The 15963-nt window shown below is 71.4% G+C and carries 14 protein-coding genes; 3 read left to right on the top strand and 11 right to left on the bottom strand.

What is annotated here, in order from left to right; all coding sequences use genetic code 11:
• Positions 1-317: 317 nt before the first annotated feature.
• Together AB0F38_RS13880 and AB0F38_RS13875 are read right to left on the bottom strand one after the other, a co-directional pair.
• Positions 318-782 (bottom strand): HIT family protein, encoded by a 465-nt coding sequence (locus AB0F38_RS13880; protein ID WP_361891455.1) that lies wholly within the window; start codon positions 780-782, stop codon positions 318-320.
• 278 nt (positions 783-1060) lie between these two features.
• Positions 1061-2563, bottom strand: a complete 1503-nt coding sequence (locus tag AB0F38_RS13875) for a SulP family inorganic anion transporter (RefSeq protein WP_361891453.1) — start codon at positions 2561-2563, stop codon at positions 1061-1063.
• Positions 2564-2951: 388 nt separating this feature from the next.
• On the opposite strand from AB0F38_RS13875, the gene AB0F38_RS13870 reads away from it, so the two are divergent.
• From AB0F38_RS13870 to AB0F38_RS13860, 3 genes are all read left to right on the top strand, one after another.
• Entirely contained in the window at positions 2952-3362 is a 411-nt protein-coding gene (locus tag AB0F38_RS13870) for a MerR family transcriptional regulator (protein WP_361891450.1), read from the top strand.
• A gap of 405 nt (positions 3363-3767) precedes the next feature.
• Positions 3768-4121 (top strand): hypothetical protein, encoded by a 354-nt coding sequence (locus AB0F38_RS13865; RefSeq protein ID WP_361891448.1) that lies wholly within the window; start codon positions 3768-3770, stop codon positions 4119-4121.
• Positions 4122-4269: 148 nt separating this feature from the next.
• Positions 4270-4575, top strand: coding sequence for a PadR family transcriptional regulator (locus AB0F38_RS13860; protein WP_361891547.1), 306 nt, complete (start codon positions 4270-4272; stop codon positions 4573-4575).
• Positions 4576-4637: 62 nt separating this feature from the next.
• Here AB0F38_RS13860 and AB0F38_RS13855 read toward each other — a convergent pair whose 3' ends face one another.
• The 9 genes from AB0F38_RS13855 to AB0F38_RS13815 all read right to left on the bottom strand — a co-directional run bounded on the left by AB0F38_RS13855 (position 4638) and on the right by AB0F38_RS13815 (position 15665).
• A complete protein-coding gene (locus AB0F38_RS13855; protein ID WP_361891445.1) occupies positions 4638-5912 on the bottom strand; it encodes an APC family permease in 1275 nt (424 codons plus the stop codon).
• 222 nt (positions 5913-6134) lie between these two features.
• Complete coding sequence (locus AB0F38_RS13850; RefSeq protein WP_361891442.1) at positions 6135-6899, bottom strand: ABC transporter ATP-binding protein; 765 nt, start codon at positions 6897-6899, stop codon at positions 6135-6137.
• Positions 6896-7696 (bottom strand): ABC transporter ATP-binding protein, encoded by an 801-nt coding sequence (locus AB0F38_RS13845; protein ID WP_361891440.1) that lies wholly within the window; start codon positions 7694-7696, stop codon positions 6896-6898. Before AB0F38_RS13845 ends, AB0F38_RS13850 begins: the two co-directional genes overlap by 4 nt.
• Positions 7693-8568, bottom strand: a complete 876-nt coding sequence (locus tag AB0F38_RS13840; RefSeq protein ID WP_361891438.1) for an ABC transporter permease — start codon at positions 8566-8568, stop codon at positions 7693-7695. The genes AB0F38_RS13845 and AB0F38_RS13840 overlap by 4 nt, the downstream gene beginning before the upstream one ends.
• On the bottom strand, positions 8565-9530 hold the full coding sequence (locus AB0F38_RS13835) for an ABC transporter permease (RefSeq protein WP_361891436.1): 966 nt from the start codon (positions 9528-9530) through the stop codon (positions 8565-8567). The genes AB0F38_RS13840 and AB0F38_RS13835 overlap by 4 nt, the downstream gene beginning before the upstream one ends.
• A complete protein-coding gene (locus AB0F38_RS13830; RefSeq protein WP_361891434.1) occupies positions 9530-11047 on the bottom strand; it encodes an ABC transporter substrate-binding protein in 1518 nt (505 codons plus the stop codon). Before AB0F38_RS13830 ends, AB0F38_RS13835 begins: the two co-directional genes overlap by 1 nt.
• A 39-nt stretch (positions 11048-11086) precedes the next feature.
• Positions 11087-11827 carry a DUF1684 domain-containing protein gene (locus tag AB0F38_RS13825; RefSeq protein ID WP_361891431.1) on the bottom strand — a complete coding sequence of 247 codons (741 nt, stop codon included), beginning with the start codon at positions 11825-11827 and terminating at the stop codon, positions 11087-11089.
• Positions 11828-12056: 229 nt separating this feature from the next.
• The gene (locus tag AB0F38_RS13820) at positions 12057-13619 is read right to left on the bottom strand and encodes a mucoidy inhibitor MuiA family protein (protein WP_361891428.1); all 1563 of its coding nucleotides are present in this window, start codon (positions 13617-13619) and stop codon (positions 12057-12059) included.
• 6 nt (positions 13620-13625) lie between these two features.
• Complete coding sequence (locus AB0F38_RS13815) at positions 13626-15665, bottom strand: DUF4139 domain-containing protein (RefSeq protein WP_361891425.1); 2040 nt, start codon at positions 15663-15665, stop codon at positions 13626-13628.
• Between the last annotated feature and the right edge of the window lie 298 nt (positions 15666-15963).

The following is a 15963-nucleotide window of genomic DNA, read 5'->3' as shown; positions in this document are numbered from 1 at the left end:
TCGTATCTGGAGTGCGCTCCAGGTCAAGAGCGGTTGCGGAGGGCCGTCAGGAGACCCGGTCTCCAGGGGGCCGGGGCGGCCCGCGACGGTGCGCTTCGCGGTCACCCATTCCCGCTGCCGCCCGGCAGCGGGAGCGGCCTCATTCGGTGGCTCCACCGCTGCTGGACGCCTCGGCCGCGTACAACGCTCTGGCTCGGAGCCGCGCATGACGCGCGGCAGAGGGCCCGTGTCCTGTCTCACCGGAGCTGGTCGACCGGATCGCGTCGGTCAGTGGGGACCGGCTTGAGTGGGACGGTGTCGGCGGGACCGGCCGCTGGTCAGTCCCGCCGGCCCTCTCGAAGCCGGACGCGGAGAAGGCGGGCCGTACGGTCCGCCTGGTCGGCCGTCACTCGTCCTGATTCCGGGCGGCGAAGCAACTCGAAGACGCCTGGCCCGCGTTGCTCGGGAGGGAGATCTGCCATCCGCGGCACGATGTGGAAGTGCACGTGAGCGAAGCCCTCGGCTTCGGCGAATTGGACGACATAGGTCTTGACGCAACCAGTCACGCTGCGGAGAGCCCGGGAGAGCCTGACCTGCCAGGCCCCCAGGGCAGTGGCCTCGGCATCGGTGAGGTCGTGGACGGCCGTGACATGGCGCCGAGGCAGCAGCACCAGCCACCCCGGCACCGCAGTGTTGAAGCTATGGGCCACCCGCCAGTGCTGGTCGGATACGACGCACTCGCGTGGTGGAAGTTCGTCGAACTGCGCTTCCTTGCCGCACGCGTAGCAGTCGGGAGTCATCATGGATCGAGATCGTAGAACCATCCCGCTGTGATCGGGGCCAGAAGGCCGAACCGCTGGATTCGCTGAGTGGTTCTGAGTTCGGCGGCGAGTCGAGGTGCTCGTGGCTGTGGGTGCCCTTGGGGAGCTACTGACGGAGCAGGCCGCTGATGTTCTCGTTCGAGCGGCGCTGCGACGGGCGTCGGAGGCGTGGTGGTCCACCTGGGAGCCCTGGGTCCGGGTGAGGGACCACACCAGGCGTGGAGGCAGGGACCTCCCTTTCATGTTGCGCGGAACTGGTCTCAGTGGTTGGTGAGTTCGCCGGTGAGCTTGCCGTGGAGGTGAGCGCTGGGGTCGTTCAGGCCGGTGATCTCCACTGTCTTGCCGCGCTGGGCGTACTTCGTCTCGACGGCGTCAAGAGCGGCGACCGAGGAGGCGTCCCAGACGTGGGCGGCGGACAGGTCGATGACGACCTTGTCCGGGTCGGTGGCGTAGTCGAACCGGCCGACGAGGTCGTTGGAGGAGGCGAAGAACAGCTCACCCGTCACGGAGTACACCACGGTTGTGCCGTCGGGGTCGGTGACGGCGGTGACGTCGGCGAGGTGGGCGACGCGCTTCGCGAAGATGACCATCGCGGTGATGGAGCCGACGACGACGCCGACAGCGAGGTTGTCGGTGGCGACCACGCAGATCACGGTGATGACCATCACGGCGATCTCGCCGGCCGGCATCCGCTTCAAGGTCTTGGGGGCGATGGAGTGCCAGTCGAATGTCGCGAACGACACCATCACCATGACGGCGACGAGGGCAGCCATCGGGATATCGGAGACGACCGGGCCGAAGGCGATGCACAAGACCATCAGGAACGCGCCGGCCAGGAAGGTGGACAGGCGGGTGCGGGCGCCGGAGACCTTCACGTTGATCATGGTCTGGCCGATCATGGCGCAGCCGCCCATGCCGCCGAAGAAGCCCGTGACGATATTGGCGATGCCCTGGCCGATGGACTCGCGGGTCTTGGACGAGTGGGTGTCGGTGATGTCGTCGACCAGCTTGGCGGTCATCAGTGACTCCATGAGGCCGACCAGCGCCATCGCGAGGGCGTAGGGGGCGATGGTGGTCAGGGTGTCCACGGTGAACGGCACGTCGGGGAGGCCGGGTACCGGCAGCGAGGAGGGCAGTTCGCCCTTGTCGCCCACGGTCGGCACGGCGATGCCGGCGGCGAGCGTGATGACGGTCAGGATGACGATGGAGACCAGAGGGGCCGGGATCACGTTGGTGACCTTCGGGAAGAACACCATCAGGACGAGGCCGCCCATGATCAGTGGGTACACGGCCCACGGCACGTCGTGCATCTCCGGCACCTGGGCCATGAAGATCAGGATGGCGAGAGCGTTGACGAATCCGACCATCACCGATCGCGGCACGAACCGCATCAGCTTCGCCACCCCGAGGGCGCCGAGCCCGACCTGGATGACACCGGCCAGGATGACGGCGGCGATCAGATGGCCCAGGCCGTGTTCGCGGTTCAGCGGCGCGATCACGAGGGCGACGGCGCCGGTGGCGGCGGAGATCATCGCGCGGCGGCCGCCGACGATCGAGACGACCACGGCCATGGTGAAGGAGGCGAACAGACCGATCGCGGGGTCGACTCCGGCGATGATCGAGAACGAGATCGCTTCGGGGATCAGGGCCAGGGCGACGACCAGACCGGCCAGGATCTCGGTGCGCCAGACCTTCGGGTCGTTCAGCCAGTCGGGGCGCAGAACACGCAGCCACGCGGCGGGAGTCACTACGGAGGAGGACAAGGGGGTGGGTACCTGTCGTGCTCGGGCACACCCCACTGTCGGGACGGGGCGTGCGGGTAGGGCGCGCAGGGGCCGGGCCGGCATCCTGCGGACGGCCCGCAGGGCGGGCCGGGAGTCAAAGGGGGAGGACGGAGGCAGGGCCGGGTGGGCGGCCGGGCAGCTCGCATCCAGGGGCGAAGGTCACGGCGGGCAGGCGACGGCCGACGGCGTCATGGGGTCGCGCACGCTCCTGCAGGAATCGTCTCTTCGCCGGGGGCGCCATCGGCCCCGGCACGGCATCGAAGGGCAGCCGGGCCGCCCTCGCCACCAGCGACCCTACCCTAACGTTAGGGTAGGGATAGGTGGGTCGTACGAGACGCGGCCCGCCTCGACGAGAAGGGCCAGGGGCGTGGACGGCAAGCACATGCAGATCGGCGAGGTCGCTGCGCGGACCGAACTGTCCCTGCGCACCATCCGTCACTACGAGGAGACCGGCCTGGTCATCCCGTCCGCCCGTTCCCAGGGCGGCTTCCGCCTCTACACCGAGACCGACGTTCAGCGGCTCATGGTCATCCGCCGCATGAAGCCCCTCGGCTTCACCCTCGACCAGATGCGCGAACTCCTGGACGCCACCGACCGCCTCGACAACGAGCCCGGCCTCGACGCCGACGTGCGCGAGGTTCTTCTGGACCGCGTGCGCGCATACGAGCAGGTCGCCACCGAGCAGGTCGACAAGCTCCGGATCCAGCTGGCCCGCGCCGAGGACTTCGCCGCCACCCTCGGCGCACGCCTGAGCCGGACCGCGCCCGCATCCTCATGACCGGCCGCCCCGGCCGAGCGACACACCCACCCGGTCTGTACGTCCCGCAGGACGACGTAGAGGTCCCGGCACGGCCGTCGCGGGTGCCCGAGCGGCTGAGTCGCAGGTTCGACGCAGTGCCGGGCACTCCTGTCCTCGCTGCTCCGCCCCGGCGAAGCAGCCGCCCCGCAATCCTCGGTCCTGCTCGCGATCACCGATGCGATGAGCCATCATGGGCCGACCTCGACCAGGTACACCGCACCCGACGGCCGGCGCAGCCGCACGGGTCCGTCGCCCACTCGGGCAGGTCATGCGCAACGCGACCGACCTTCCCGCTGGATCGCTTCACCGGTGTGAGGACCCGGCCCCGGTAGCCTGCCGCGTGTCCTGACCATGTCCGCCTTCGCGTGGGGCAGCATCGGTGCGATGAACTCTCCCGCCGGCCCTGAGCGGACCCCGGACGGTCGATACGTCGTCGTGAATCACCGCCGATGGCGTGCGACGGATCCGGAGATTCCCCCCGGCGTCTCCTCCCGTCTACGGCATCACCTCATGGCGGCCCGGCGCGCGGTGTCCGCCGCGCGCCGGGCCGCCGACGCGGCAGCGGAGCGCAGGGCCCGGGAGCGGGTGCACGTCGCGAAGGTCGCACTCGGGGAGCGCGGCACTCCTTGGTGGGAGCAGTCCACGGAGGAGCGCCGTCGGCGATGGGAGAAGGGCGTGGCGGAACTCGACAGCGCCGAGCCGGAGGCGGACGGGCCGCAGACGGACCCGCCGATCTGATGCGACCCGGAGCATCCTGGTCGCGGCCGTCGGCATGGCGTCGGTTCCATGGCGAACCGGTGGCCGGGCGTGCGTACGTCCCATGCGGACCGGCGTAGAATCGGACGCCGATATCGGCTTCGTGACATCGCTCGAGGAGGTGCCCGGAGTGCGGGAGTTCCAGCGGGCAGCGGTGCGGCTGCACATCCTCCACCACGCCGCGGAACAGGAGATCCACGGCGCCTGGATGACCGAGGAACTCGCCCGGCACGGCTACAACATCAGCCCCGGCACCCTCTATCCGACCCTGCACCGGCTGGAGGCGGACGGGCTGCTCATCTCCGAGCAGCAGGTGGTCGACGGCCGGACCCGCCGTGTGTACGCGGCGACCGAGGCCGGTGAGGAGGCCCTGGCCGTAGACCGCCGGGCCCTCAGGGAACTGGCCCGCGAGGTTCTCGGGGACGAGGCTCCGTAAGCCGAGGCCGGGCGGCCTCGCATGGCCCCGCGTCCTCCGGGCGATGAGCAGCGGCGGTGCGGCTACGTCCGATGGATCGTGAGCGCGCGACGCACTCCGTAGACGGCCGCGCCTGCGGCGAGCACCGCGGCGCCCGTGATGGCCGAGGCCGGTGGAAGGGCGAAGGCCAGGGCGAGGCAGCCGGCCAGACCGGCGAGCGGGATGATCCGAGCCGGGCGTCCTTCGGCGGGGGTCAGGGTCCAGGCGGAGGCGTTGGCGACGGCGTAGTAGGCCAGCACGCCGAACGAGGAGAAGCCGATCGCTCCGCGCAGGTCCGCCGTCGCCGCCACCACGGCGACCACGGCGCCGACGACCAGCTCGGCCCGGTGCGGGACCTGGAACCTGGGGTGGACGGCGGCCAGCGTGTGCGGAAGGTGGCGGTCGCGGGCCATGGCCAAGGTGGTGCGGGAAACACCGAGGATCAGCGCGAGCAGCGAGCCGAGCGCGGCGATCGGGGCACCGACGCGTACCACCGGCACCAGCCACTCCGCCCCCGCGGCCCGGGCGGCGTCCGCCAACGGTGCCTCGGAATCGGCCAGTTGCTGCGGACCCAGCACCGACAGGACCGAGACCGCCACGGCCGCGTAGACGGCGAGGGTGATTCCCAGGGCGATCGGGATGGCCCGGGGGATGGTGCGGGCGGGATGGCGGACCTCCTCGCCGAGCGTCGCAATGCGGGCGTAGCCGGCGAACGCGAAGAACAGCAGGCCCGACGCCTGCAGCACCCCGCCGAAGGTGGCGTCGGAGCCGACGTTCAGCCGGCCCGCGTCCGCGGCACCGGAAACCGACACGCTGACGACCACGGCGGCGAGCACCGCCAGGACCACGGCCACCACGATCCGGGTCAGCAGTGCTGACTTCTGCACGCCCGTGTAATTCACCGCGGTCAGCGCCACCACCGCGGCAACGGCCACAGCGTGTGCCTGGCCCGGCCAGACGTACGAACCGACGGTCAGCGCCATCGCCGCGCACGAGGCGGTCTTGCCCACCACGAACGCCCACCCGGCCAGATATCCCCAGAACTCGCCCAGCCGCTCGCGACCGTAGACGTAGGTGCCACCGGACGCCGGGTAGAGGGCGGCCAGCCGGGCGGAGGACGTCGCGTTGCAGTACGCCACGACGGCCGCCACCGCCAGTCCGATCAGCAGCCCCGAGCCGGCGGCCCGGGCGGCGGGCGCCAGTGCGGCGAAGATCCCCGCACCGATCATCGACCCCAGACCGATCATCACGGCATCCGACACCCCAAGACGCCGCCGGAGCTGGTCCGGAAGACCCGCGGAATTCGGGGGGTTCGACATGGGCTCGCTCCTCTGGTGCGCGAGGCACTGCTACGGCTATCGATATCGGGACACGATATCTGAGCCCGACCTCCTGGGAGTCCCTACCGGACCCCCGGGACCTCGCTGCGATGGCGCACCGGGCCCCACATCCGGCCCTCGGCCACTCTCGGCTGCCGCCCGCCCGCTCACCCTCGGGCTCCGGGGACCACGCCGTGCGTTCTGCCGCCCGGTGACCCGGCCTCAGACGGGCAGCCGCGGCACGCTGTCGATCAGCCGGCGGGTGTACACGTGCGCCGGATCACCGAGCACCTGGGAGGTCATTCCCTGCTCGACGACCAGGCCGCGCTCCAGCACGGCGGTGCGTTCGCACAGGGAGGCCACGACCGAGAGGTCGTGGGAGACCATCACGAGAGTCAGCCCCCGCTCCTGCTTCAGTTCGGCCAGCAGGTCGACGACCTTCACCCGGGTGGTGACGTCCAGCGCGCTGACCGGCTCGTCGGCCAGCAGCACGCGGGGATCGCAGACCGTGGCGCGGGCGATGGCGATGCGCTGGCGCTGTCCGCCGGAGAACTCGTGCGGGTAGCGGTCGACGGCGTCCGCCCGGAGTCCGACGCGCTCCAGCGCCGCCGCCACCTTGGGGGCCGCCGTGGCACGCGTGTCGAGGCCCAGGGAGCGCAACGGCTCCGCGACGATCGACCCGACCCGGCGGCTCGGGTCGAGCGAGGAGTACGGGTCCTGGAAGACGCACTGCACGCCGCGCCGGAACCGGCGCATCTGCTCGCGGTCGCGCGGATTCAGGTCGGCCCCGTCGAAACGTACGCTTCCCGCCGTGGGGCGGGCGAGGCCGAGCAGCAGGCGCAGGAGCGTCGTCTTGCCCGCGCCGGACTCGCCGACCAGCGCGAGGCTCTCGCCCGCCTCGACGGCGAGGGACACGTCCCGCACGACGTCGGCCGACGTCCCCCGGTAGCGGACCGCGGCGTCCTTCAGCTCCAGCACGGGGGTCATCGCGGGCTCCTCAGGTCCAGGGCGGACTCCAGCTTCCGGGCACTGGCGACCAGGGCCCTGGTGTACTCCTCGCGTGGCGCGCGCACGATCTCGTGGACCGCGCCCTGCTCGACGGCCCGGCCGTCCTTCATGACCAGCACCCGGTCGGTGACCCTGGACACGACGGCGAGGTCGTGGCTGACGAACAGCACGGCCATCTCCCGTTCCCGGACCAGGCCGTCGATCAGCTCCAGCATCTCCGCCTGTACGGACACGTCCAGGGCGGTGGTGGGCTCGTCGGCGATGAGCAGCTTCGGCTCGCAGGCCAGCGCCATCGCGAGGGCGACGCGCTGGCGCTGTCCGCCGGAGATCTCGTGCGCGAAGGCGCGGGAGATGCGGTCGGGCTCGGGCAGCCGTACCTGTTCGAGGGCCTCGTGTACGGCCCCGCGCAGGTGTGTGCCCCTGAGGCCGGTGCGGCGGGCCAGCGGCTCGGCGATCTGGCGGCCCAGCCGCATCAGCGGGTCCAGTGCGGTCAGCGGTTCCTGGAAGACGACGGCCGCGTCCCGCCCGCGGACGGCGGCGAGCCGCTTCTCGGACGCGCCCACCGTCTGCGTCCCGGCCAGTTCCACGCTGCCGGCCGAGGTCATGCCGTCGGGCAGCAGGCCGAGCACCGCGAGCGTCGTCAGGGACTTGCCGGAGCCGGATTCACCGATGATGCCCAGCCGTTCACCACCGGCCACCGTGAAGGACAGGTCGTCGACCAGGGTCCGTCCGTCGGGGGCGCGGACGGACAGCCCGTGTACGTCGAGGAGAGTCACGTGCGCCTCCGCCGGGTGGCCGGGTCGAGGGTGTCGCGCAGGCCGTCGGCGATGAGGTTCACACCGATGACGAGCAGTACGAGCAGGATGCCGGGCGCGAGCGCACCGGCCGGCGCCGTGGTGAAGGTGGCCTGGGCCTCCTGGAGCATGCGGCCCCAGGAGGCGTTGGGCGGCGGCGCTCCGAGCCCCAGGTACGACAGCCCGGCCTCGGCGAGCACGGCGAGCCCGAACTGCAGGGCGAGGTTGACCACCAGCGTGGGCCAGATGTTGGGCAGCACGTGGGAGAGGACCGTACGCGGCCAGGAGGTGCCGGAGGTACGGGCGGCGGTGATGTAGTCCTGGGCCAGGACCCGCTTGACCAGGACGCGCACCAGCCGCGCCACGACCGCGCTCTGCGCCAGGCCGATCGCCAGGACCGCCGAGCCGAGCGTCGCCGACCGCGCGGCGACGATGAGCATCGCCAGGAGCAGCGTCGGAAAGGCGATGAGGATGTCGAGGAACGCCGAGAGGGTGTCGTCGAGCCAGCCCTGCGCGAACGCCGCGAGCACGCCCAGGGTGACCCCGATGACGGCGGCGATGAACACCGACCCGAGCCCCGCCTCGACGGCGATGCGGGAGCCGGTCATCACCTGCGTGAACAGGTCGCGCCCGAGCTTGTCGGTGCCGAGCGGATGGCCGCCGCCGGGCCCGGCGAGCCGGCCGCCGGAGGTGTCCTCGGCGTCGTAGGGCAGCCAGAAGAAAGACACCACGGCCGGCAACGCGATCAGACCGGCGAGTAGGCAGCCGACCACGAGGGTGGCGGAGCGCCGCTTCGTGGGAGTGGGAGGCTCGGTGGGGAGCTTCGTGGGGACGAGCAGGTCCGTCCCGGTCATCGGGCACCTCCCGAGAGTCGCCCGCGCAGCCGCGGGTCGATGATCCGCTGGACCAGGTCGGCCACGAAGCCGATCACCAGCACCGCGAGGGTGGACACGAACAGCACGCCCTGGATGACCGGGTAGTCGTGCTGCGCGATGCCGGTGGCGAGCATGGAGCCGAGGCCCGGAAGCGCGTACACCGACTCCACGACGACGGCGCCGAGCAGCGTCGAGGCGAGCTCGATGCCGAGGATGGAGATCACCGGCACGGAGGCGTTGCGCAGACCGTGCCGCCACATGGCGCGCCCGAAGGACGAGCCGAGGGCGCGCGCCGTCCGCAGGTAGTCGCTGCCGAGCACGTCGAGGGTGGCGGAGCGGACGTAGCGGATCAGGGAGGCGCTCATCACCAGGGCGATGGTCACGACCGGCAGGACCAGGGCGCGGAACGCCTCGACGGGGTCGGACCAGCCGTCCTGCGGGAAACCGCCGGAGGGCAGCCAGCCCGCGTTCAGCGCGAACACCGCGATGAGGATCATGCCGAGCCAGAAGACGGGTATCGCGATGCCCAGCTGGGACACGCCGCTGAGCAGCGCGCCGTACCAGGTGTGCCGTTTGTACGCGGACACGAACCCGGCCGGTACGGCCACCAGGACGGCGAGGACGAACGCGGCCAGGGTGAGCGGCACGGTGACGTTCAGCCGGGCGCCGACCTCGGGGGCCACCGGCAGCGAGCTGACGAACGAGGTGCCGAGGTCGCCGCTCGCCAGCTGCCCGAGCCAGTGGACGAACTGCTCGGGCAGCGGCCGGTCGGAACCGATGGCATGGCGGGCGGCCGCTATCTGCTCGGGGCCGGCGCCGACCGCGGTGAGCGCGTTGGCCGGGTCACCGGGCAGCATGCGCAGCAGCACGAACAGCACCACGCTCGCCAGGGCCAGCGACACCGCGAGGAACGCGAGCCGACGCAGCAGATAGCGCGCCATCAGCCCTTCTTCTGGATGTCGTAGGCGAAGAACTGCGAGTTCAGACCGTTGAGCGGGTAGCCGGACAGTTTGTCGTTCGCGACGACGATCTGCGGGTAGAGGTACAGCCAGTCGCTGGCGGCGTCCTCGGCGGTCTGCCGGTTGACCTTCTTCAGCAGCTCGGTCTGAGCGGCGGCGTCGGAGGCTTCTTCGGCCTGCTCCACCCACTTGGTGACCTGCGGGTTGTCGTAGCCCCAGTAGAAGTCGGGGTTGCCGTACCAGACCAGGTCGCGGTCGTTGACGTGCTCCTGGAGGGTGGCCGTGAAGTCGTGGTTCTTGTAGACCTTCGTGTACCACTCGTCCGGCGTGATCGTGTTGATCTCGACCGTGATGCCGACCTTGGCGAGCTGGGACCTGATGAAGGTCGCGGCCGTCGGGTGCGGGTCGTAGTTGGGGGTGTCGAGGGTGAAGCCGAAGCCCTTGGCGTAACCGGCCTCGGCGAGGAGCTCCTTGGCCTTCGTCACGTCGTAGGCGTCGACGTCGGTGAGGTCCTCGTACCACGGGTCGCTGGGCGGCACCATCGACCCGATCTCCTTGCCGTAGCCGCCCCAGACGGACTCCAGGAGCTTCTTGTCGTCGATGGCGGCGGACACGGCCCGGCGCACCTTGACGTCGGTGAAGGGCTTGGCCTTGTCGTTGAACGCCAGCAGCAGCTTGGTGGTGGAGTCGCCGTCGTTCACCTTGTAGTCGCCGTTGCTCTTGAACTGCTCCAGGGCGTCGGGCGACTGCTCACTGGTGACCACGTCGACGGCGTTGGTCAGCAGCGCGTTGTTCAGCGCCGTGGCGTCCTTGTAGTAGTGGAAGACGACCTGCTTGTTCGCGGCGGCGTCGCCCCAGTAGCCGGCGAAGCGGTTCAGGCTGAGCGCGGAACCGCGGGTCCACTTGTTCAGGGTGTACGGGCCGGTTCCGTCCTCGGTCGTCTTCAGGTTCTTCGCCTGGGAGTTGATGATCCAGACGTAGGAGAGGTTGTAGACGAAGGAGATCGACTTCTTGGACAGCGTGATCCTCACGGTCCGCGCGTCGGGGGTGGAGATGTCCTGGACGACCTCGAGATTGCTCTTGCGGGCGGACTGGGAATCGTCCGCGATCACCTTCTCCAGGCTGTACTTGACGTCCTCACCGGTGAGTTCCTTGCCGCTGTGGAACGTCACGCCATCGCGCAGCGTGAAGGTGTACGTGAGGCCGTCCGCGCTGGTCTCGTAGTCCTCGGCGAGGAGATTGTCGACCTTGCCGTCGTCGGTGAGCCTGAACAGACCCTCGTAGACATTGCCGTTGAGCGCCTCGGTCACGCCCTGGCCGCCGCCTGCGGTGTTGTCCAGGTTCTGCGGCTCGTAGAGGGAGCCGATGTTGACGACCGCGTCCTTGTCCCAGGTGCCGCCCGAGGCGCTCGAGCCGCCGGAGCCGCCGCAGGCGGACAGGGTCAGGGCGAGAGCGGCGGCGGAGGCGGTGCCGTACAGGACGTTCTTCTTGGTGCGCATGGGATGAGGCTCTTTCGGTGCGGGGAGCTGCGGGGTTGATCAGTGCTGGGCGTCGAAGCCGTCGCGGAGGACGGGGAGCTTCTCGCCGGCCTCGACGGGCAGGTGGAAGCGGTTCTGCCGCGGCGGCATCGGACAGTTGTACTGATCGGAGAATCCGCAGGGCGGCACGAAGGCCCGGTTGAAGTCGAGGACGACCCGGCTCTCGTCGTCCGTGCGCCGCACGAAGAGGAAGCGGCCGGCCGCGTAGGTGCTGTCTCCGTTGGTCGGGTCGCCGAAGACGAGCAGCAGGGTGCCGTCGTCGTCGAAGGCGCTGAGCGTGTACGCGCGGCCGTCGACGGTGAGCGTGATGTCGCCGGGGACGACCAGGTCGCGGCTGCCGCCGTTGTCCCTGATGTGCTCGAAGGCGATGCGCCGGGCGCCGGGGACGGGCGTGTAGGAGGCTTCCAGGACCCAGGCGGGGTCGTAGGGGAAGGCGTCCACCCGGTCGAAGCGGCGGACGGCGGGCGCGTCCGCGTCCCAGAAGCGCAGGCCGTGCTCGAGCTCGCCGCTGACCAGCTCGGTGCGCTGGAGCGTGGTGACGGTCACGGTGTCAGGCCGGTCCGCGCCGGCGTCCGCCGCGTTCGGGATCTCGCCCGCCGGAGCCCAGCGGGTTTCGACCAGGGCGAGGTTGCCCGTAGGGGACGTGAGCGCACGGTGGCGCTCGGCACGCCAGGCGTCCCATTCCTCCGCCGGATCGGCGGACGCGCGGTCGGGGGAGGAGCGGGGCACGGCAGCACTCATTCGTCTAGGCGGAGCGGCCCTCACAGTCCTCGGGTGACAGGACGTGAATAAATGGCCAAAGCATCACCTTTATTGACCATAAGCTTATCTAATGTCAAACGCTTCACCACATAGTGAGACGGTTCTTCTCATATGTTGATCATGGGTCGGGTGGTTGCGCCCTCCGGGGGTGGGCGGAACCACCGCCGTCCCGCACGACGCCGTGCGGGACTCGGCGGTGCCGTCGAGCTCAGAGCCCGGTGACCCTGGCGCCCGCGGACAGCTCGTAGACCAGGGTGACCGTGCGTCGGCCGTTGGGCGGGAGGGTCACGTCCCAGCGGGCGATGCCCTCGGCGTCGACCGCGTCGGGCGCAGGGGAACAGGATTCCCTGCGCAGACGTACGTCCACGGCCGAGACCTCGGAGACCGGGAGCCGCTCCCGAAGGGCGACCACGCGGTCGCCCTGTTCCGCGGGGGCACTGAACCGGGACAGGTGCAGTCGGACCGTGCGGGTGATGACGGTCCGCTGGGTGATCCCGGCGGAGTCGCGTGACTCCTCGGCGTGCCGTACCACCCGGTGGTCGTCGCAGCTGCCGAAGGCGAGCTCGACGGGGGCGCCGGGGGCGGTGAAGTCCAGCGTGCCGCGGCCGCTGAACCCGCTGTCGCGGACCAGGTCCACGGGTCCGGCGAGCAGTGCGTGGCCCCCCGGCCCGTCGAACCGCACCACCCGGGTGACCAGGGGAGACAGCTCGGGTGAACAGGCGTACTCACTGCGTGCGGCCGTGGTGAAGGCGGACAGCGGCACACGGTGCGCGGTGCCGTCACTGGGCACCGAGACCGGCGCCGGCGCCCGCAACACCCGCGCCTCACCGCCGTCGTCCACCCCTGGCAGGCCGAGCACCGGGGCCGGTCCGAGCGTTCCGATCTCCTCCTCGCGCACCTCGACGTCCACCGTGCGGCGCTCCGCGACGGAGCGGTCCGTGAGCGTCAGCCGGTCCTCGCCCAGGCTCGGCGGATCGGTCGCGAGCGCCGAGCGTGCCGTCGACAACGTCAGCCGCACGTCCGACCAGTCCTCGCCGGTACGCTGCCAGACCATCGCGTCGGTCTCCAGCGTCAGGGAGTCCCCGTCGAGCACGGCCCGGTAGGCGGGCCTCCACAGCGCGCACGGGGTGAGGTGGCTCAGCCGCAGCCCGACCGGCCCGGCAACCGCCGTTTCCACGGTCAGTTCGACATGGCCGACCAGTTCGGCAGGCTCCTCCTCGGACACGCACATGGCCCGCTCGGCCTCCCGGAGTTCCTCGGCCAGAGCCGCCAGCCGGGCCTCCGCCGTGCGGAGTTGCTCACCGCACGAGTCGCGTTCGTCGTCCACCCGGTCCAGTTCACGGGCCCAGCGCGGCCCGTCGGTCTCTCCGCAGCCCGCACCCTCGCCCATCTCCCGCAGCAGATCGGCGGCGAGGCGGCCGAGGAGGTCCCGACGGGTGTGCAGCCGGTCGCGCTGCTGTTCCCGTGCGACCCGTTCCCCCTCCAGCGCGCGTACGCGCCGGCGCAGGGCGGAGTCGTCATCGGTGTGCGGCAGCGGTCCGCGAGGCGTCCAGCTGCGGACCATCCGCACGTCGAGCACGGTCGCCGGGTGATCGGCGGTCAGCTCGGCGTGGAGCGTACGGTCGACGGCCGTCGCACTGACCGGCCCGAGACGCAGCCGCTGGACCCCCGCCTCCAGGTCGAGGACGACGGCCCGCTCGACGTGGGCGCGATCCTCCAGGCAGGTGACGGCGGTGACGGGCAGGGCGATCGGCTTCGGGGCCGTGGTCATGGTGTGTCAGCTCCTGCGGTTGCCGCCGGCGAGGGCCTTGCCTGCCGGTATGCGGATCTCGTAGCCGCCGTCGAGCGCGACGGAGCCGGCGGCGGGCAGGTCCACCCGCCAGATGCGGGTGCCCGGGGCATGACGATCGGGCCCCGGGCCGTCCTCGGGTGCTGTCCAGTCGGCCCGTTCCTCGATCCGGACGTCCGGCTCGGAGGTGACGGGCACCCGCTCGTGGACCTCGAGGGTGATGGGCATCGCCAGGCGGTTGGCCAGCTCCACGTGGACACGGTGGTCGAGCACGGTGGTCGTGTTGCGCAGCCCCGAGGTGGACTCACGCAGGTGCGCACGACGGGTGACCTGGATGCCCTCGGCCGGTCCGAGCCCGACCCGGCAGACGCCCCCGGGAGCGAGCGTGGGCAGTGCTCCGGTCAGCAGGAAGTCGTCGTCCACGGTGACCTCCACCGGGCCGGCGAGCAGAGCCTGGCCGGTGGCGTTGGACAGCACCGACGTGGCGTACACGGTCTGCTCCACGGACGGCGTGCAGAGGTACTCGGTGCGCAGACCGACCGGGATCTCGCCGACGGTGACGGTGTGCCAGGTGCCGTCCGACGGAATGTCGGCGCGGGCGGCGGTGTCGAAGCGGTGGTCGAAGGAACCCGCCGACGCGCGGGGCCGCACGGCGTGCCCCGGCAGCGGGAGCGCGGCCACCGACTCGGCGCGGCGGCGGTACTCGGCCGTCACGGGGTCGAAGGGGGAACGGGGGAACAGCCGGCCCCTCCGACCGCCGTGTTCGTCTGGGCCGGACAGGACGAGGGCGGCGTAGTCGAGTTCGGCGCCGCTCGGCTGCGGCGGACCGGTGGCCGGTGCGGGGGACGGTGGCGCCGGTGCGGCTGCGCCGGGAGCCGCGGGTGCCATGGCGGCGGGAGCCGCGAAAGGCCCGCCACCGGAGCGCATCCTGGTGCCCGTGCGCGCCTGTACCGGGGGCGCGGGGGCGGGTACACCGCCGACGGCGAGCTCCGGCGCACCGCCCGGCACCGGGGGCGGAGGCCCGCCGTAGGCCTGCGGCGGGACGGGGCCGCCCGTGGCAGCAGGGGGCCCGGCGGTCGTGGCGGGGGAAGGCCCTGCCGTGTCGTACCCGGTGAACAGATCGGCGAGACCCGCCGGGGGCTCACGCCAGCCGGAGGGCGCGGGGGCGGGCTGACGGCGTCCGATCCGGATCGAGCGGAGCTTCGGCAGGTCGGTGCTGCGCCGCAGGTCGGCGGTGGCCAGGGCGATGGACACACCGGTCCAGTCCTCGCCGGTGCGCTGTGCGACCGAGGCACGCAGGACGAGCCGGGCGCTGCTGTCGCCCTGACGGAAGGCGAGACGGTAGGCCGGTACCCAGACGGCACCGGGCACCCCGTACTCCAGTTCAAGCTTCACTTCGGCGGCGGCTTCCGGGGCACCGGCGCCGGAGGTGTCGACGACCAGGAAGGCCGAGACCGTGGTCTCCACGTGCGCCGACGGTGCGTCGGTGGAGGCGCGGGCGAGTCTGTCCGCGGCGATGTCCAGCTCGTGCCCGACCCGGCGCAGCGCCTCCTCCGCGTCGACGAGGCGGGCGTGCAGTCCCGTCAGCCGTTCGTCCACGAAGCCGGCGAGTTCCAGCCAGGCGTCGACAGGCGTACGACGGTGCGGGTCCTCCCGCCTGCGGGGCGGCGGGACCGGGCGCAGAGCCCTGATCTCCTCGATCAGGCCCAGCAGATGGTCCCGGCGCCGCCGCGCCGCCGCCTGCTCGTCACGCAACTGCTCGACTCGGTGTCGCAACGTGTCGGGCGCGGACGTGCCGCACGGCTCGGCCCCGACCTCCACCCGGGCCTCGCTGACCCGCACCCCGGGGGCGCCCAGTACGCGGGCCCGCAGCGAGCCCGGGTCCAGGGTGCGGGGCAGCCCCGTCACCCGTACCCTCCCGTCCGGCGGCACACTTCCCCGGGCCAGGCGGCGGCACAGCGCACCCCGCTCGTACACCACCACAGAATCGAGGGTCGACCCCCACCTGCGCGCTACCTCGGCCGTCATGTGTTCCGCCCCCATCCGTGCTGAGCGAAGCGTACGCCGGGGTCGCTCGCGCGTCTGCGCCGACCACGGGGTGAAGCCGCCCGCCTTCGCCGGTGCCGGTGGCATCCGCCTTCATGCCGGCATGGACGAACAGGCGCGATTCCACTCGGCAATTCACCACCTGACCGGCTTGAGTGCCTCACCCTCGCCGAAGGACCGGGCCGTGCCGCTCATGGAGCGGGCCGTGCGCGGAGCCCGTAGTGATCCGGCGGGCCCGCGGTGCCCGGGTGCACCCTGACCGTCGGGACTCGCCGAAGCA

Origin of the sequence: Streptomyces sp. NPDC025273 (assembly GCF_040638585.1) — a bacterium.
In the GTDB taxonomy this organism is placed as follows: domain Bacteria; phylum Actinomycetota; class Actinomycetes; order Streptomycetales; family Streptomycetaceae; genus Streptomyces; species Streptomyces cinereorectus.
Note: the sequence above shows the minus strand (reverse complement) of the source record. Positions and strands in the feature narration are given on the sequence as shown.